Source organism: Citrobacter sp. C6_1 (assembly GCF_014596835.2).
Lineage (GTDB): Bacteria > Pseudomonadota > Gammaproteobacteria > Enterobacterales > Enterobacteriaceae > Citrobacter > Citrobacter pasteurii.
Window position 1 is genome coordinate 1,637,061 of the sequence record NZ_CP115031.1, and the last position, 18,092, is coordinate 1,655,152.

The 18,092-nt window shown below is 51.6% G+C and carries 16 protein-coding genes and 1 pseudogene; 7 read left to right on the forward strand and 10 right to left on the reverse strand.

Going from position 1 to position 18,092, the window contains the following annotated elements:
• Nucleotides 1–7 precede the first annotated feature (7 nt).
• Nucleotides 8–1,018, forward strand: coding sequence for a galactose/methyl galactoside ABC transporter permease MglC (mglC, locus tag IB196_RS07850; RefSeq protein ID WP_005129205.1), 1,011 nt, complete (start codon nucleotides 8–10; stop codon nucleotides 1,016–1,018).
• A 57-nt stretch (nucleotides 1,019–1,075) separates the two neighbouring features.
• Here mglC and preA read toward each other — a convergent pair whose 3' ends face one another.
• The 7 genes from preA to IB196_RS07885 form a co-directional block, all read right to left on the reverse strand.
• Nucleotides 1,076–2,311 (reverse strand): NAD-dependent dihydropyrimidine dehydrogenase subunit PreA, encoded by a 1,236-nt coding sequence (gene preA, locus IB196_RS07855; protein WP_040230622.1) that lies wholly within the window; start codon nucleotides 2,309–2,311, stop codon nucleotides 1,076–1,078.
• The gene (locus IB196_RS07860) at nucleotides 2,305–3,546 is read right to left on the reverse strand and encodes an NAD(P)-dependent oxidoreductase (RefSeq protein WP_188232062.1); all 1,242 of its coding nucleotides are present in this window, start codon (nucleotides 3,544–3,546) and stop codon (nucleotides 2,305–2,307) included. Before IB196_RS07860 ends, preA begins: the two co-directional genes overlap by 7 nt.
• A gap of 233 nt (nucleotides 3,547–3,779) precedes the next feature.
• Entirely contained in the window at nucleotides 3,780–4,019 is a 240-nt protein-coding gene (locus IB196_RS07865; RefSeq protein ID WP_005129200.1) for a DUF2542 family protein, read from the reverse strand.
• A 2-nt stretch (nucleotides 4,020–4,021) separates the two neighbouring features.
• Nucleotides 4,022–4,741 carry an outer membrane permeability protein SanA gene (gene sanA, locus IB196_RS07870; RefSeq protein WP_005129198.1) on the reverse strand — a complete coding sequence of 240 codons (720 nt, stop codon included), beginning with the start codon at nucleotides 4,739–4,741 and terminating at the stop codon, nucleotides 4,022–4,024.
• Nucleotides 4,742–4,904: 163 nt separating this feature from the next.
• Nucleotides 4,905–5,789, reverse strand: a complete 885-nt coding sequence (gene cdd, locus IB196_RS07875; RefSeq protein ID WP_182290236.1) for a cytidine deaminase — start codon at nucleotides 5,787–5,789, stop codon at nucleotides 4,905–4,907.
• A gap of 148 nt (nucleotides 5,790–5,937) precedes the next feature.
• Entirely contained in the window at nucleotides 5,938–6,633 is a 696-nt protein-coding gene (locus tag IB196_RS07880; protein WP_005129195.1) for a CidB/LrgB family autolysis modulator, read from the reverse strand.
• Nucleotides 6,630–7,028 carry a CidA/LrgA family protein gene (locus tag IB196_RS07885; RefSeq protein ID WP_005129194.1) on the reverse strand — a complete coding sequence of 133 codons (399 nt, stop codon included), beginning with the start codon at nucleotides 7,026–7,028 and terminating at the stop codon, nucleotides 6,630–6,632. Before IB196_RS07885 ends, IB196_RS07880 begins: the two co-directional genes overlap by 4 nt.
• A gap of 215 nt (nucleotides 7,029–7,243) precedes the next feature.
• Between IB196_RS07885 and dusC the strand changes: the two genes are divergently transcribed.
• Nucleotides 7,244–8,188 (forward strand): tRNA dihydrouridine(16) synthase DusC, encoded by a 945-nt coding sequence (gene dusC, locus IB196_RS07890; protein WP_005129193.1) that lies wholly within the window; start codon nucleotides 7,244–7,246, stop codon nucleotides 8,186–8,188.
• 96 nt (nucleotides 8,189–8,284) lie between these two features.
• Here dusC and IB196_RS07895 read toward each other — a convergent pair.
• A pseudogene (locus IB196_RS07895) lies at nucleotides 8,285–8,527 on the reverse strand (SAM-dependent methyltransferase); the annotation flags it as partial.
• Nucleotides 8,528–8,699: 172 nt separating this feature from the next.
• Between IB196_RS07895 and mdtQ the strand changes: the two are divergent.
• On the forward strand, nucleotides 8,700–10,139 hold the full coding sequence (gene mdtQ / locus IB196_RS07900; RefSeq protein ID WP_188232063.1) for a multidrug resistance outer membrane protein MdtQ: 1,440 nt from the start codon (nucleotides 8,700–8,702) through the stop codon (nucleotides 10,137–10,139).
• Between the two features lie 30 nt (nucleotides 10,140–10,169).
• Here the strand turns inward: mdtQ and IB196_RS07905 are convergent, their stop codons facing one another.
• Nucleotides 10,170–10,745, reverse strand: coding sequence for a DedA family protein (locus IB196_RS07905; protein WP_005129190.1), 576 nt, complete (start codon nucleotides 10,743–10,745; stop codon nucleotides 10,170–10,172).
• A 162-nt stretch (nucleotides 10,746–10,907) separates the two neighbouring features.
• Between IB196_RS07905 and IB196_RS07910 the strand changes: the two genes are divergently transcribed.
• Nucleotides 10,908–11,495 carry a Yip1 family protein gene (locus IB196_RS07910; RefSeq protein ID WP_005129189.1) on the forward strand — a complete coding sequence of 196 codons (588 nt, stop codon included), beginning with the start codon at nucleotides 10,908–10,910 and terminating at the stop codon, nucleotides 11,493–11,495.
• A gap of 179 nt (nucleotides 11,496–11,674) precedes the next feature.
• Nucleotides 11,675–12,622 (forward strand): D-alanyl-D-alanine endopeptidase, encoded by a 948-nt coding sequence (gene pbpG / locus IB196_RS07915; protein ID WP_040230629.1) that lies wholly within the window; start codon nucleotides 11,675–11,677, stop codon nucleotides 12,620–12,622.
• A 64-nt stretch (nucleotides 12,623–12,686) separates the two neighbouring features.
• Here the strand turns inward: pbpG and dld are convergent, their stop codons facing one another.
• A complete protein-coding gene (gene dld, locus IB196_RS07920) occupies nucleotides 12,687–14,399 on the reverse strand; it encodes a D-lactate dehydrogenase (RefSeq protein ID WP_005129187.1) in 1,713 nt (570 codons plus the stop codon).
• Between the two features lie 232 nt (nucleotides 14,400–14,631).
• Between dld and bglX the strand changes: the two genes are divergently transcribed.
• Both bglX and IB196_RS07930 read left to right on the forward strand, forming a co-directional pair.
• On the forward strand, nucleotides 14,632–16,929 hold the full coding sequence (bglX, locus tag IB196_RS07925; protein WP_005129186.1) for a beta-glucosidase BglX: 2,298 nt from the start codon (nucleotides 14,632–14,634) through the stop codon (nucleotides 16,927–16,929).
• A 231-nt stretch (nucleotides 16,930–17,160) separates the two neighbouring features.
• Nucleotides 17,161–18,078: an ABC transporter substrate-binding protein gene (locus IB196_RS07930; RefSeq protein WP_155021326.1), complete on the forward strand. Its 918-nt coding sequence runs from the start codon at nucleotides 17,161–17,163 to the stop codon at nucleotides 18,076–18,078.
• Nucleotides 18,079–18,092: the final 14 nt, after the last annotated feature.

Genomic DNA, 18,092 nt, shown 5'->3' on the forward strand with positions numbered 1-18,092 from the left:
GCTCCTCATGAGTGCGTTAAATAAGAAAAGTTTTCTTACTTACCTGAAAGAAGGCGGAATTTACGTTGTTCTTTTGGTTTTGCTGGCGATTATTATTTTCCAGGATCCCACTTTCTTAAGTTTACTGAACCTGAGTAATATTCTGACGCAATCCTCGGTGCGTATTATTATCGCACTGGGTGTTGCCGGGCTGATTGTTACCCAAGGGACCGACCTGTCAGCAGGGCGCCAGGTTGGTTTGGCGGCGGTCGTGGCGGCAACCTTGCTGCAGTCGATGGAGAATGCCAACAAGGTGTTTCCAGAAATGGCGACGATGCCAATTATTGTGGTCGTGTTGATTGTCTGCGTTATCGGTGCTGTCATCGGTCTGGTAAACGGTATCATCATTGCTTACCTGAATGTGACGCCATTTATTACCACCCTCGGTACGATGATTATCGTTTACGGGATCAACTCCCTGTACTACGACTTCGTTGGCGCATCGCCGATATCAGGCTTTGACAGCGGATTCTCAACCTTTGCGCAGGGCTTTATTGCGCTGGGCAGTTTCCGGCTCTCCTACATTACCTTCTACGCGCTGATTGCCGTGGCCTTTGTATGGGTTCTGTGGAACAAAACCCGCTTCGGTAAAAACATTTTCGCTATCGGTGGAAACCCGGAGGCGGCGAAAGTGTCCGGGGTAAACGTTGCGCTGAACCTGCTGATTATCTATGCGTTGTCTGGCGTGTTCTATGCTTTTGGTGGTTTGCTCGAAGCCGGGCGTATCGGTTCGGCGACCAACAACCTCGGCTTTATGTATGAGCTGGATGCGATTGCGGCGTGCGTGGTGGGCGGCGTGTCGTTCAGCGGCGGGGTAGGTACCGTGTTTGGCGTGGTGACCGGTGTGATTATCTTCACCGTCATCAACTACGGTCTGACCTATATCGGTGTGAACCCTTACTGGCAGTATATTATCAAGGGCGGCATCATCATCTTCGCGGTCGCGCTGGACTCCCTGAAGTACGCGCGTAAGAAGTGATCGTATAACGCAAAAAGCCCGGCACAGCGCAATCTGCACCGGGCTTTTTTGTCAGCGTTACAACGTTAACGCATGTTCTTTCTCACCGGGTTTAAATTTCACCTCACCCAGATCGATACAGGCTACCGGGCAAACGTGGCCGCACAACAAGCATCCCACACATTTTTCCGTGTCGCAGTGTGGTGTACGGGTCTCCTCATTCCACTCCATCGCCTGATGCCCACCGTCATAGCAGGAGATGTAGCAGCGACCACAGCCCACACATTTTTCGAGATTGATATGCGGATAGACGATGTAGCTACGATCAAGTTCTTCTGCAGGGATGATATTGGCGTTGGCGAGACCGACCATCTCCTCCAGCGAGTCAAATCCTTGATCGGCGAGGTAATGCGACAGCCCGCTTGCCATGTCCTCCACAATCCGATAGCCATACTGCATGATCCCGGTGGTCACCTGCAGCGTGGCAGCGCCTAACAGTAAAAATTCGGCGGCATCTTCCCAGGTTTCAATTCCCCCGATGCCGCTAATTGGGAAATCGTGCAGTTCGGAGTGCGTGCGCAATTGTTGGATAAAACGCAGGGCAATAGGTTTAACGGCCTTGCCGGAGTAGCCGGAGATACTGGATTTACCGTTGACGACCGGCATCCCGATTTTCCGGTTCAGGTCGATATTAGTGATGGATTTAACCGTATTGATGGTCGCGATACCGTCCGCACCTCCGCGTTTTGCCGCCAGCGCCACCTCACACATATCACCAATATTCGGTGTCATTTTAGCCAGCATTGGCAGGGAAGAGCCGCGTTTGACTGCCCGACAATATTTTTCAACCAGCTCAGGGCTTTGCCCGACATCGCTGCCCATAGCATGCGAGGTCATTTGCGGGCACGAGAAGTTACACTCGATCATGTCGGCACCCGCTTCTTCAACCAGGCGAGCCAGTTCCTGCCATTGTTGTTCATTTTCCCCCATGATCGACGCAATCAGAACCTTGTCCGGGTAGTCCTGTTTCAGGCGGCGTATTGCGGCCAGATTCTCCTCCAGCGGATGCTCGGCAATTTGCTCCATGTTTTTGAAGCCAATAAAGCCGGTATCTTCTTTGGTCAGATGGTCAAAGCGGGGGGAGACTTCATTGGCAATAAAGAACCCGATCGTTTTAAAAACAATGCCGCCCCAGCCGCTATCATAGGCTTTGGCGCACATTTCATAACAGTTGCCTACCGGAGAAGAAGAGAGGCAGAACGGGTTGGGAAATTTGACGCCGCAAAAGGTAATAGAAAGATCTTTCGTTAACATGAGCAAGCTCCCTCTAAATAGTGATGAATGGCCTGAGCCGCTTCTTTTCCGGTTTTCACGGCGTAAACAACCGTTTTGTCGCCCTCAACAATATCGCCCGCAGCAAACAGGACAGGATCGGCGGTTTGGTAGTTCTGCGTATCGATAAGATTGCGCTGGGGCTTTAACGCGGCGAAATTATCAAGCTGAGCATGTTGGCCAACGGCGAGAATAATGTGTTCGGCTTCAAGCGAGAGTTCTCCTGGCAAGTGTACGTGTTTAAAGGAAACCCGATTTCCGTTAACCGCCACCGGCGTGAAACCGTCAATAATTGATACCCCTAATGCCTGGGTGCTGTTGAATTCTTTGTCGCTGGCCGGGAAATCAGCCAGTTCTTCACGCGCAACACAGGTGACTGACGGGCAGCCCAACAGCTTCAATGTACTGGCGACATCCATCGCCACGTCGCCGCCGCCGATGATCAATGCACTTTTTGCGACGGTAATATCGCCGCTGGCTTGTCGGGCACGTTGCAGGAAATCGACGGCAATTTCAACGTGATTCGCTCTCTCAAACAGAGGTAACGTTGAACCGTAAGACATCCCTACGGTAATCAGTACCGCGCGATATTCCGCTTTGAGTTGCTCAATGGAAAGAGTATGGCCAACTTCGCAATTGCACCTGATGGTCACGCCCATTTCCACAATACGGGCAATCTCATGATCCAAAACCGTCTGCGGCAGACGAAACTCTGGAATACCATAGCGTAACCAGCCACCAGGCTGAGCCTGCTTTTCGAAGAGGGTGACGTCATAGCCAAGATTACTCAGCGTTACACTGGCCTGTAATCCGGCCGGGCCTGCACCGATGATGGCGACCTTGCCCTGCGTTTTTGTTGCGGGCTGATAGATTTTCATTGCCGTCTGCTGTTCAAAATCGGTAATAAAGCGCTGCAGACGCGCAATATCGATTGGTTTATCAATTCCTGAACGCGTACATCCGCGCTGGCATAATTTTTCGGTTGGGCATACCCGGGCGCACACCGCACCGAGCGCATTATTTTCCCGGATAGTTTCGGCCGCGCCTTTAAAATTGCGGAAATAAATGGAACGAATAAATTTCCCGGGGTCGGTTTGCGCCGGGCAATCCTGACTACAAGGGGCATCGTGACATAATAAACAGCGGGAAGCCTCTTTTATTGCTAATAAAGGGGTAAAAGCCGACGTGAGCTCATCCAGATAATTTTGTTGTGGCATATTTTCTTCCTTAATGCTTGAGTAAATTAAGGCAAACCGTTAATAACAAAATATAAAAAATGAAAGGCTATTCTTAAGGCTAAGCACTGCAGGAAGAGTATTCTGTGAAAGGATTCACAAATAGAAGATAGTTTGAAGGAAATGCTGACAGGCAGCATTAATCCCTTATGCTGGAATAGTAACCATTATCATAATATTAGCTATTCTCAAATGCTAATATAACGGTAATCTCTTTAGCGATAAAAGACTAAATAAATAACCATACCAAAAGATAAACATCCGCATCCGGCATAAACCAATACATAAGACCAGAACTGTAATGGGGCTTCATTCCGGTAGGCATAAACCGGCTCACGCGCATTCTTCTTAATTTTATCTACCGCGCCAGTACGCCAACCTTTCCAGGCTTCACGGAAACAAAACACGGGAATGAGCAAAAAGGCCAACACGACGAAAAGGGTTTGTACATCCATGCTTATTTTCCTTGTTTCTTTTGTAATTCGAGTAATTGTTCAGGCGTGACTGCCGGATATCCCTGCGCATCGTCCGGTACCTGATGCATACCAGGAATTGGCACCAGGGGGCCTAAAAAGCGCGGTTCGCGTTTGAAAAGGTAGAGATCGGCGAGTGCGCCAAAACGGGCACCAAATTCACGTACCCGCACGGTGAGCATATCTTTTGGCGAAGGTACCGCATAGCACTGGGCCTGAATCCCCATATGCAGCGCAATAAATAAGGCGCGTTCACAGTGGAATCGCTGAGTAATGATGATGAAATCGTTGGTATCAAATACCTTGCGGGTACGCACGATGGAGTCGAGCGTACGAAACCCGGCGTAATCAAGCACAATGTCAGCCGGATCGACGCCTGCGGCAATCAAGTCTTTACGCATCGTCATCGGTTCGTTGTAGCTTTGCTGCGCGTTGTCGCCGCTCAGCAGCAGATAGTTTACTTTTCCGCTGTTATAGGCGTTCAATGCACCCTGAATGCGGTAGCGGTAATACTGGTTGATGACGCCGGTGCGGTAATACTTCGCTGTACCGAGAACCACACCCACCTGGCGGTAGGGCAAATCCTGCAGTTCGTCGTAGATGTAGGGAGCCGTCTTCCAGCTCATCCACCTGTCGAGTCCAAGCACAGTCAACAGCAGCAAGCCAAACAAGACTAACAGGCTGTAAAACACGCGCTTTAACATGCAGAAAACTCGTTATTTGGATGGAATTTCAATCAGGCTACTGTACCCAACGACGGAGCGCAAGAAACAGCAGTCTGATTGAAGGGATTTTAGGCATTCTGTGTATTGCCGGATGGCGGTGTAAACACCTTATCCGGCCTACAAACTGGCGTTATTGAGACCATTAACCGAGTAGTGCGCGCTCGATATTATCGCAGCCCAGCGCGTTCAGGGTGGCAGACGTCGCGTCCCACTGGATAAGCGCCGCATCCGCTTTTTCTGCCAGCACCGCACGTTGAATGTCCGGATAGTCGTAACCGTTCAGACTCAACAGGTTTAATGCACCCTGCAACGGTGGCAGCGTTGGATTGAAGGCGGCGTTTTCAGCATAACTGCCGCTGAAAATCTGACCATCTTTACACTCCAGCGCCACGCCGCTTGGGGATTTGCTGTACGGCATATGGCATCTGTTGGCGGCGGCAATCGCCGCCTGGGTCAGCGCATCGCCTTGCAGCGCGAAGCCGTGATCCTGGTCATCCATCAACAGCGTTTTGATGTCGAGATCTTTTGGCCCAAAAGCGTCCGGCAGATAGTCGCGTAGTGCGTGTGGTTCACGCCCAGGCAGATGAATACGTAAATCCAGCCCGCTGTTCAGCTCATTCATAAACTGACGGCAGTGCCCGCAAGGGGTGTAGTTGACGGTAATCGCGGCGAGTCCTTTTTCGCCACGTAACCAGGCATGGCTAATAGCGCTCTGCTCGGCGTGAACGGTTTGCTGCATTGTGGCACCAAGAAACTCCATATTCCCACCGAAATACCAGGTTCCGCTGATACCTCGTGAGATTGCGCCGACGTTGAAGTTGGACAGCGGAGTACGCGCGCAGGCCGCAGCTAAAGGCAGCAGAGCGAATGCCAGCGCGTCTTCGTCCAGTCCCGATTCGCGTTTCAGCAAAGATACCTGCTCAGCCGTCAGCATGGCGGGGAAATGTACATCCGCCAGAATAGGGGCCAGGGCTGATTGCAAGTTATCCGCGAGTTGGGCAAAAGCAGTTTGAAAACGTGGATGCATGGCGTTGCCTCATAACAATGTAATGGAACCATAGTTTACGGGCCTGATAGGGCTTTATATGTGATCCAAATCTCATTGTGTATGCAACTGATGAAACTTAAATGAAAAATGTGCAACGCATCGCAAATAAACAGCTTAAAAATGCTGATTAGCCAACCACTGCCAGGATAACCGGGAACAGGAAGGGGGCAACCAATGAGGTAATAATCCCGCAAATAACCAGCGCCAGAGAGCTAAACGCGCCTTCCTGGTAGTCCAGCTCTGCACAGCGTGCCGTGCCCAGGGCGTGCGAAGCGGTGCCCATGGCCAGCCCACGAGCCGCCTTAGTACGGATACGCATTGCATTGAGCAGGGTATGGCCAAATACGGCACCGAGGATACCGACAAAAATGACGCACACTGCGCTGATTGCCGGAATACCACCAATACTGCCACCCACAGCCATAGCGATAGGCGTGGTTACGGATTTAGGCATAATAGAGGCGGCAATCTCTGGTGAAGCCCCCATCAGCAGGGCAATGGATGTGCCCGTGACCATGGCCACGACACTGCCGGCAAAACAGATGGCGATAATGGATTTCCAGCGGGCACGGATTTGGTGCAGCTGTTCATATAACGGATAGGCCAGAGCGACGACAGCAGGTTGCAGTAAATCGTTCAGCACCTCGCTGCCTTTGAAGTAGTGATCGTAGGGGATACCGGTCAGCATCAGAAAGGGAATAATCACCACCATGGCGACCAGCAACGGGTTCAATAGCGGCATTTTAAATCGCGCTGCCAGCTTACGTGCAGCAAAAAATACCGCCAGGGTGAGGGGTAACGACCACCAGATATACGACATCATTGTTTAGACCCTTTTTGGCCAACGATTTTGCGTTCGCCGTGAACAATGTGCGAACTCCAACTCACTACCAGGAATACGACCAGTGTACTGATGGTGCAGGACACCACGACCGGACCAAATTGTGCGCGTAGCAAGTCAAAGTACTGCATGATCCCCACGCCAATCGGGACAAACAGCAGGGCCATATAACGAATCAGTACGTAGCAACCTGGGTTTACCCATTTTGCCGGTAAGATCTGTAATGCCAGCAATACAAACAGAATCAGCATGCCGATAATGCTGCCTGGAATCGTTATAGGCAGCAGTGATGCAAGAAAAATACCTGCATAGAGGCAGGCATAAATGAGGACGAATGCGCGTAAATATTGCCAGATAATGTTCAGTGACTTGCTCATAATTGAAACCCTTGACGAGACTGATTCATCATACAATTAAACTTTAAAACGTGCTACCGATCACATCATGAATTCTAAGCATAGTGGAAATAGATATCAGGAACATCAGGCAATGCCCCTAATCAGCATAACCAAATCTGTGCCCGGCGCTGAGACGCTTTAATCTCCTGCATAGAGACGTTACCATAGCGCCTCTCTTTTTTGCGGGTAACAATATGCGTGTTTTACTGGCGCCGATGGAAGGCGTGCTCGACTCACTGGTGCGCGAGCTGCTGACTGAAGTGAATGATTATGATCTCTGTATCACCGAATTTGTTCGCGTGGTAGATCAACTACTACCGGTAAAAGTCTTTCACCGCATTTGCCCTGAACTGCTTAACGCCAGCCGCACAACATCTGGTACCCCTGTGCGTATACAACTGCTGGGGCAGTATCCGCAGTGGCTGGCAGAAAATGCAGCCCGCGCGGTTGAGCTGGGTTCGTATGGTGTCGATCTAAACTGTGGCTGTCCGTCGAAGCTGGTGAACGGCAGCGGCGGCGGCGCAACGTTACTGAAGGACCCTGAGCTGATTTACCGTGGCGCGAAGGCCATGCGTGATGCGGTTCCGGCTCATTTACCGGTGACGGTAAAAGTGCGTCTGGGCTGGGACAGCAGTGACAGGCAGTTCGAAATCGCTGATGCCGTCCAGCAGGCTGGTGCCAGCGAGTTGGTGGTGCACGGTCGAACCAAAGAGCAGGGCTATAAGGCCGAGCACATTAACTGGCAGGCTATTGGTGAGATTCGCCAGCGTCTCAATATCCCGATTATCGCGAATGGTGAGATCTGGGACTGGCAAAGCGCACAGGACTGTATGGCCATCAGCGGCTGCGATGCCGTGATGATCGGGCGTGGTGCGCTTAATATTCCGAATTTGAGTCGCGTGGTGAAATATAACGAACCACGTATGCCATGGCCTGAAGTCGTGACGTTACTGCAAAAATATACCCGACTGGAAAAACAGGGTGATACCGGGCTGTATCATGTGGCGCGTATCAAACAGTGGCTGGGCTATCTTCGTAAAGAATATGTTGAAGCGACAGAACTGTTTCAGGAAATTCGGGCTTTGAATAATTCACCAGATATTGCACGCGCGATTCAGTCCATCACAAGTGCTGCCTGATTTATTGCCGGATGGCGGCGTACCCGCCTTATCCGGCCTACGGAACGGACGCGTAATTCGTAGGCCTGATCAGCGCAGCGCCATCAGGCATCAGGATTACACAGGCTTACGTACGCTGAGCAGAAATATCATCGGGCGTTCTTTTTCTTCGTCCAGCGCCGGGTTGGCGGCAATTTGTTCAGCCGATAGACCCCATTAATCCAAACAAACAATCTCAAATCCGGTGGTAACCAGGGCGTTAATCCAGGTTGCCAGCTTACGATGTTGTTTTTTGACGCCTTCAGCAAACCAGTTACTGATGCGCTCGCCTTCCTGCTGATAGTGATTAAGCGGCCAGGAAAACTGCGCGGTATTTTATAACTCAGTTGAATTATTTTTACAGAACAATTTGTTATGTATATGTTTTTTAATCATGTGATTTTATTTCAAAAGATGTATTGCCACGCGTAACTAAAAAAGAGAATGTGGTAAGTCGTACTCTCTGTGCATCTTTTCTAACCTGTATATTCCCATGAATCGTAATTCTGTTCTTGTTGCAACGGCATGTTTGCCGCTGCTTATTTTGATGGTTGGTTGTGCACCCATGCATGACAATCGTCAATCGCTGTCACAGCAGACGCCCGCTGTGAACGTTGATTCCGCGTTGCCTGCGGCATTAAAAAATGGTTGGCCGGATAGCCAATGGTGGAAGGCGTATCACGATCCACAGCTGAATGCGTTGATTGACAGCACCCTCAAGAATTCTCCAGACATGCAGGTAGCAGAACAGCGCATTCAACTGGCAGAAGCGCAGGCTAAAGCGGTTGAGGCGCAGGATGGTCCAGAAGTTGATTTTTCCGCAGACGTTGAACGTCAAAGAATGTCGGCAGAAGGTTTAATGGGACCGTTTGCCATTACCGATCCTGCGGCAGGCACTACCGGGCCGTGGTACACCAATGGAACCTTTGGTTTAACCGCAGGCTGGAACCTGGATCTGTGGGGTAAAAACCGGGCTGAAGTGGCGGCGCGTATTGGTGAGGTGAAAGCGCGTGAGGCTGAACGTGAGCAAACTCGCCAGTTACTGGCGAGCGGCGTATCGCGTCTGTACTGGGAGTGGCAGACGCAGGCGGCGCTTAAAACTGTGCTGACGCAGATTAAAAACGAGCAGCAGAACGTCATCACCGTCGATCGTCAACTGTATCAAAACGGGATTACCTCTTCTGTCGAAGGTGTTGAAACGGATATTGACTCCAGTAGAACGGAGCAGCAGCTGAACGATGTCAGCGGCAAAATGAAGGTGATAGAGGCGCGGCTGAGCGCACTGACCAACTCGCAATCTTCCGTCATGAAGCTTAAAGCGACGACGCTACCAGCGGTAGAAAGCCAGCTACCGTCCCAGCTTGGTTATTCGCTGCTGGCCCGCCGCCCTGATTTACAGGCCGCACACTGGTACATCGAGTCATCGCTGAGCAGCATTGATGCGGCAAAAGCGGCATTCTATCCGGACGTTAACCTGATGGCGTTTTTACAGCAGGATGCGCTGCATCTGAGTGATTTATTCCGCCATTCCGCGCAGCAGATGGGGGTGACGGCTGGGCTGACACTGCCTATTTTTGATAGCGGCAGACTGAATGCGAATCTCGATATCACGAAAGCGCAGAGCAACCTGACGGTGGCAAATTACAACAAGACAGTGGTCGATGCGGTGAATGACGTTGCTCGTGCGGCATCACAGGTAGAAACGCTGGCGCAGAAGAACCAGCATCAGCAGCAAATTGAACATGACGCACAGCGCGTTGTGGGGCTTGCGCAGGCACGATATAGCGCCGGTATCATTGCGGGTTCCCGGGTTAGCGAGGCCAAAATTCCGGCGTTACGCGAACAGCTTAATGGTCTGGTTCTACAGGGACAGTGGCTGGATGCTTCTATACAGCTGACCAGCGCACTGGGCGGCGGTTACCGCGCCTCCTGATAGTCTGACCCGGCAGAAGTCTCTGTCGGGTCAATTTGCATGTTCTTTGCGTTTACTTCGCTGTTTCATCCACCAGCGGGCAGCCACCACAACGCCGATAACCAGAACCAACCACACCGCATGTTTAATATGCTGGTCGAGGCTATGCAACCATGGGGCAATCACTTCACCGCCCACATAGCCGAGCGTGGTAAACAGCAATGCCCAGACAAACGCCCCCAGGATATTCAGTGGGATGAAAATCTTCGGTGGCAGGTGGCTGGCCCCAATCAGCAACGGGCCAATGACGCGAAAACCGTACATAAAGCGCGTGCCGACCACAAACAGGTAGGGACGCCGTTGGATCATCTTCTGCGCGTAGTGGATTTTTGCCCGATGACGCGAGAAACGACGTAAGATTTTGCCGCCATAACGACGCCCAAGTAAAAAGAGTAATTGATCGCCAATCATCCCACCCAATGCGACGGAGAGCACCACCAGCGGAAATTTAAGAATTCCCTGGTGCGCAGCAACACCGCCTAGCAAGGTAATGGTTTCGCCTTCGGCAAGGCTGCCAATAATCAGCGCCGCATAGCCGTATTGCTCAACATAATGCGTTATATCCATACGTTGTATGACCTCCACGCTCCATAGCATACACCCAGTGAATTGTTCATGCCGGAAAAGCAGCAACTCAGCGTATCGGTATTTTTCATGTGTACATAAAATAATCAAAAGCTGAATTATACTTGAAGTGTTGAGGTCCGGAGCTGACAAGAAGGGGGCGGTATGAACCATGTCTGGGGGCTGTTTTCCCATCCCGATCGTGAAATGCACGTGATCAACAGCGAAAACGAAAGTGTTTCGCATCACTATACCCACCATGTACTGCTGATGGCGGCAATCCCGGTGATTTGTGCGTTTATTGGCACCACGCAAATTGGCTGGAATTTTGGCGACGGCAATATACTGAAGTTATCCCTGTTTACCGGATTTGCGATGGCAATTCTGTTTTACGGCGTGATGCTGGCAGGTGTGGCTATCATGGGCAGAGTTATCTGGTGGATGGCGCGTAATTACTCGCGACGCCCGTCGCTGGCACATTGTATGGTCTTTGCCGGATATGTTGCCACGCCGCTGTTTTTAAGCGGGCTGGTGGCGCTGTATCCGCTGGTCTGGCTGTGTGCGCTCGTGGGAACCATCGCGCTGTTTTACACCGGCTATTTACTCTATCTCGGTATTCCAACGTTCCTGAATATCACTAAAGAAGAAGGGCTGAGCTTTTCCAGTTCAACGCTGGCGATTGGCGTGCTGGTGCTGGAGGTTCTGCTGGCGATTACGGTGATCCTGTGGGGCTACGGGTACCGATTGTTCTAGGTGTACAACCTGTCTGTGCCGCGTTGTTGGCGTAAAAGCCAGCAACGCAGCATTTCGAGATGATTCTTCTGTAGCGGCAAACCTGCCGGATCGCTATGATGCCAGAGCTAGCCTGAGATAATCCTTATTTCAGGCGGTGTGCGTTGTGACGTGCGTGAACCATTATCAGAAACCTCATCATGCTGAAATTCCGAGTTTCATTATTAAGTCTTGCCCTGGTGCTGGCCGTTCCTTTTGCACCCCAAGCCGTAGCGAAAACGGCGACTACTGCAGCGGCATCTCAACCTGAGATTGCTTCTGGTAGTGCGATGATTGTTGATCTGAATACCAACAAAGTTATCTATTCGAACCACCCGGACCTCGTGCGTCCGATTGCGTCGATTACCAAATTAATGACGGCGATGGTGGTGCTTGATGCACGACTGCCGCTGGATGAAAAACTGAAAGTTGATATCAGCCAGACGCCGGAAATGAAAGGCATCTACTCTCGTGTGCGTCTGAACAGTGAGATCAGTCGTAAGAATATGCTGCTACTGGCGCTGATGTCCTCAGAAAACCGCGCAGCGGCAAGCCTGGCGCACCACTATCCGGGCGGTTATAACGCATTTATCAAGGCGATGAATGCGAAGGCGAAGTCGTTGGGAATGACCCAGACGCGCTTTGTGGAACCGACCGGGTTATCGATTCATAACGTCTCGACGGCGCGTGATTTAACTAAACTGCTGATTGCCAGCAAGCAGTATCCGCTGATTGGTCAGTTGAGTACGACGCGTGAAGACATGGCGACATTTGCCAACCCGGCGTATACGTTGCCGTTCCGTAACACCAACCATCTGGTATACCGCGATAACTGGAACATTCAGCTCACCAAAACTGGGTTTACTAATGCCGCTGGTCACTGCCTGGTGATGCGTACGGTCATTAATAACAAGCCGGTAGCGCTGGTGGTCATGGATGCCTTTGGCAAATATACCCACTTTGCTGATGCCAGTCGTTTACGCACCTGGATCGAAACCGGCAAGGTGATGCCTGTTCCGGCCGCGGCGCTGAGCTATAAAAAGCAAAAAGCCGCACAGATGGCGGCGGCAGGTACAGCGACGGGCGAGCAAACGGCGCAAAACGATTAAACCGTAGGCCGGGCAAGCGAAGCGCCCCCGGCAACGTGCCCGATGGCGCTTACGCTTATCGGGCCTACGATTCTTTCCAGTACTTCTGCTTACTGGTTTTGCCAATACCTGGATTCATACTGTTGGTCGGGTCGTTCTCGCGATAAAAACGCGTCAATGTTTCTGGTGCTTTATACAGATGCCCCACGTTATGTTCTGCAGGGTATTGTGCCCCGCGCTCACGCAGTAACACCAGCATTTGCTCTTTCAGTTCGTGAGCATCCACACCTTTCTTCACGATGTAATCCTGATGGAAGACATAGCACATAAAGTGGCCGTAATAGAGTTTGTGCACCAGCTTGCTGTCTATTTCCGGCGGCAGGTGCTCATACCATTCGGTATCGTTACGACGCAGCGCAATATCCAGCGCCAGAATATCTTCCACTTCATCCGCATGGACGGCCTGATATCGAATGGCCGCGCCCGCCGCTGCGAAGCGGTGCAAAAATGCCTTGCTACCTTCTTCCGGCGTACAGGCAAAGAAATCACCTTCGGCGGTTTTGAAAAACTCAGTCAGCCAGCTCTGTGCTTCTGCTACGCCGCCACCGGCCATTTTTAACAGCAGATGATGTTCGTATTTATCACGCCAGCTTTTCATCCGTGCCGGTAAATGGCTGGGGAATAAATGGCCGAACTTCTGCATTGCCCGGTCGGTAAAGTGTGGGCGGAAAATTTTCACTTTTTCCAGCATCGCATCGGTGCGGCCTTTCAGCGTAAAGAAAAACGGCATTTTGTCAGTGCCGAGTTTGTCGATCATCAGAAACGTATCTTTGCCATAGGTTTCGGCGATGTCATAGATATCGCGGTGCATATATTCACCCGCGACCGGCAGATGTTCAAATTTGGCCAGAATATGACGACGGATTTCCGTCAGCACTTCTGGCTGGTTGGTACCGATATAAAAGACCTGCTGGTTTTTCTCTGCTTCAAAGGTATCCAGGCGCACGGCGAACACTGCAAGCTTTCCGGCGCAACCAGAAGATTCAAACAGACGCTCAGGGTCTGCGTTATAGCGTGCCGGCGTATCGGCCTCAATATCTCTGACGCGGGTGATGTAATCATGATCGTGTGCATGACGCCCATCGTGCTGGACATCATCATCTTTGATCTGCTCGTCATCAAGTTTGCTCAGGATCTGCTCTGGTGTCTGACCCAGCTCGATACCCAGATGGTTGACCAACTGCAATTTACCTTGTTCGTCAATACGCGCAAACAGCGACATTTCTGTGTATGCCGGACCGCGTTGTACCAGCGAGCCGCCAGAGTTGTTGCAGATACCGCCGATCACGGAAGCACCGATACAGGAAGAGCCGATCACCGAATGCGGTTCACGGCCAAAAGGTTTGAGCGCCTTTTCCAGCGAATAAAGTGTCGTACCGGGATAAGCCAGCACCTGTTCACCGTTGCCGATGACGTGCAGCTTATCGAGGCGCAGGGTGCTGATGATGACGATGTCGCGATCGTAATCATTGCCGCTAGGCGTGGAGCCTTCGGTCAGACCGGTATTGGCGGCTTGCATCAGAATTATTTTGTCAGCCGAGACGCAGGCGTTGAGGACACGCCACAGTTCTAATAGCGAGCCAGGGAAAACGACGGCGAGCGCATCGCCCTGACCCGAGCGAAAGCCTTTACGATAACGGGCAGTTTTGGCCGCTTCGGTGAGCAGGTGTGAATGGCCGACCAGTCGGGTCAATTCAGTCAGAAACGCTTTATTATCAGTTGTTGTAATGGAAGACATTCTCCACTCCTTGTGGTGGGACTCAATATCAGGAACAAGCATAGCGCTATGTATGACAATACGCTTTCTCATTCGCATTGTCTCTGTGTTGTATCCCACTGATTCATGCTGGTTTTGAAAATTCAGAGAATATCCTTAGCTTTCTTCCCCACTCCCGTTTAGGCTTACGGCAAGCTGCGGTTTTTGTTATATTTTCGCTGCCTCGTCGGGTAGAAATTAAGAGAGAATCAACATGAAATGGCTATGTTCTGTAGGTGTCGCGGTGGGCCTGGCGTTGCAACCAGCGCTGGCGGACACCTTGTTTGGTAACCATCCACTGACGCCTGAAGCGCGGGATGTGTTTGTGACCGATTTACTCAAACAGATGACTGTGGATGAGAAAATTGGGCAACTACGCTTGATAAGCGTCGGGCCTGATAACCCGAAAGAAGCCATCCGCGAGATGATCAAAGACGGGCAGGTTGGGGCAATTTTTAACACCGTCACGCGCCAGGATATCCGTAAGATGCAGGATCAGGTCATGGAACTTAGCCGCCTGAAAATCCCTCTCTTTTTCGCCTATGACGTGCTGCATGGTCAACGCACCGTGTTTCCGATAAGCCTTGGCCTGGCATCCTCTTTTAACCTTGATGCGGTCAGAACCGTTGGTCGGATTTCTGCGTATGAAGCTGCAGACGATGGTCTGAACATGACCTGGGCGCCGATGGTCGATGTCTCCCGCGATCCGCGTTGGGGCCGTGCGTCCGAAGGTTTTGGTGAAGATACGTATTTAACTGCCATCATGGGCAAAACCATGGTGGAAGCGATGCAGGGGAAAAGCCCGGCCGACAGGTATTCAGTGATGACCAGCGTCAAGCACTTCGCTGCTTATGGCGCCGTTGAGGGCGGAAAAGAGTACAACACTGTGGATATGAGTCCGCAGCGTTTATTCAACGACTATATGCCGCCCTACAAGGCCGGACTGGATGCCGGTAGCGGTGCGGTGATGGTGGGGCTTAACTCACTGAATGGGACGCCTGCCACCTCTGACGCCTGGCTGCTCAAAGACGTGTTGCGCGATAAGTGGGGCTTTAAAGGCATAACGGTTTCCGATCACGGCGCAATTAAAGAATTGATTAAACATGGAACCGCGTCCGACCCCGAAGATGCTGTGCGCGTGGCGATCACGTCCGGTATTAACATGAGCATGAGCGATGAATACTACAGCAAGTATCTACCGGGACTGATTAAGTCGGGTAAGGTTACGATGGCGGAACTCGACGATGCCGCGCGCCACGTGCTGAACGTGAAATATGATATGGGGCTGTTTAACGACCCGTACAGTCATCTGGGGGCCAAAGAATCTGACCCACAGGACACCAACGCGGAAAGCCGTTTGCACCGCAAAGAGGCGCGTGAAGTGGCGCGAGAAAGCCTGGTGCTGCTGAAAAACCGTCTGGAAACATTGCCGCTGAAAAAATCCGCCACCGTGGCAGTCGTCGGTCCATTGGCCGACAGCAAGCGTGATGTGATGGGCAGTTGGTCCGCTGCCGGTGTTGCCGATCAGTCGGTAACGGTGCTGACGGGGATTAAAAATGCCCTCGGCGAGCAGGGTAAAGTGGTGTACGCCAAAGGGGCGAATATCACCAACGACAAAGGCATTGTCGATTTCCTCAACCTGTATGAAGAGGCGGTGAAGGTTGACCCGCGCTCGCCGCAGGCAATGATTGATGAAGCCGTTAATGCGGCGAAGCAGTCTGACGTGGTTGTTGCGGTAGTGGGTGAAGCGCAGGGGATGGCGCATGAAGCCTCTAGTCGAACCGATATCACTATCCCGCAAAGCCAGCGTGATCTGATTGCTGCGCTGAAAGCGACCGGTAAACCGCTGGTGCTGGTGCTGATGAACGGTCGTCCACTGGCATTGGTGAAAGAAGATCAGCAGGCTGATGCGATCCTCGAGACCTGGTTTGCCGGCACCGAAGGCGGTAACGCCATTGCCGATGTGCTGTTTGGCGATTATAACCCGTCAGGTAAGCTGCCGATGTCTTTCCCACGATCGGTGGGGCAGATCCCGGTCTATTACAGCCATCTTAATACTGGTCGCCCGTATAACGCCGATAAGCCGAACAAATATACGTCGCGCTACTTTGATGAAGCGAATGGCCCGTTGTATCCCTTTGGCTATGGTCTGAGCTACACCACGTTTACCGTGTCTGATGTGAAGCTCTCTGCACCGACAATGAAACGTGACGGAACAGTGACTGCCAGCGTGCAGGTAACCAACACCGGTAAGCGTGAAGGCGCGACAGTCATTCAGATGTATTTACAGGATGTGACGGCCTCAATGAGTCGTCCGGTAAAACAGCTGAAAGGTTTTGAGAAAGTGAACCTCAAGCCAGGTGAAACCCAGACCGTTAGCTTCCCCATTGATATTGACGCGCTGAAGTTCTGGAACCAGCATATGAAATACGATGCGGAGCCGGGCAAATTTAACGTCTTTATCGGCGTAGACTCCGCCAGAGTGAAGCAGGGCGAGTTTGAACTGCTGTAATGGCTGAATAAACCACGCACAGTGCCTGATAGCGCTACGCTTATCAGGCCTGCGAAATCCTATCATCCGGTAAATTCACGTTGGGTTTGCCGGATTTTTTTTATTTTGTTCTCGCCTTACCGCTAATAACTCTCAGTGTTACCCCCCAATAGCCAGGTTAAGACTGGATTTTTCAACTATGCTTTTTCCTCAAGTCTCTGAAAAGGGCAGCAAAAGGATGAGGAGAGCAGCATGATAATCTCAAAGGTATGGGTGGGTTCGCTGGCGCTGTTAGCGACGATAAGCTTGCCCTTACAGGCCGCGTCACCCGTCACGGTCGGTTCAAAAATAGATACCGAAGGGGCGCTGCTCGGCAATATTATTTTGCAGGTGCTTGAAAGCCACGGCGTGAAAACTGTCAATAAAGTACAACTGGGCACTACGCCCGTGGTGCGTGGGGCCATCACTTCCGGTGAGCTGGATATTTATCCGGAATATACCGGCAATGGCGCATTCTTTTTTAAAGATGAAAACGACCCCGCCTGGAAAAATGCGCAGGCAGGTTTCGAGAAAGTGAAAAAACTGGACGCTGAGCAAAATAAACTGGTTTGGCTAACGCCTGCTCCCGCCAACAATACCTGGACTATTGCAGTACGTCAGGATATCGCTGAAAAAAACAAACTTGTCTCTCTTGCGGATTTAGGCCGCTACCTGAAAGAGGGGGGGACGTTCAAACTGGCGGCCTCTGCTGAGTTTATTGAACGTGCAGATGCGCTGCCCGCATTTGAAAAAGCGTATGACTTCAAGCTCAATCAGAACCAATTGTTGTCACTGGCAGGGGGCGATACTGCGGTGACAATTAAAGCTGCGGCGCAGCAGACTTCAGGGGTCAATGCGGCGATGGCCTACGGCACCGACGGCCCGGTTGCGGCGCTCGGTTTGCAAACATTGAGCGATCCAAAAGGCGTCCAGCCCATTTATGCGCCTGCGCCCGTCGTGCGTGAATCGGTGCTGAAGGACTACCCGCAAATGGGGGAATGGCTACAGCCGGTCTTTGCCAGTCTGGATGAAAAAACGCTGCAACAGCTGAATGCCAGCATTGCCGTGGAGGGACTGGATGCGAAAAAAGTTGCTGCAGATTACCTGAAGCAAAAAGGATGGGTGAAGTAACGGCCTTTGCAGCG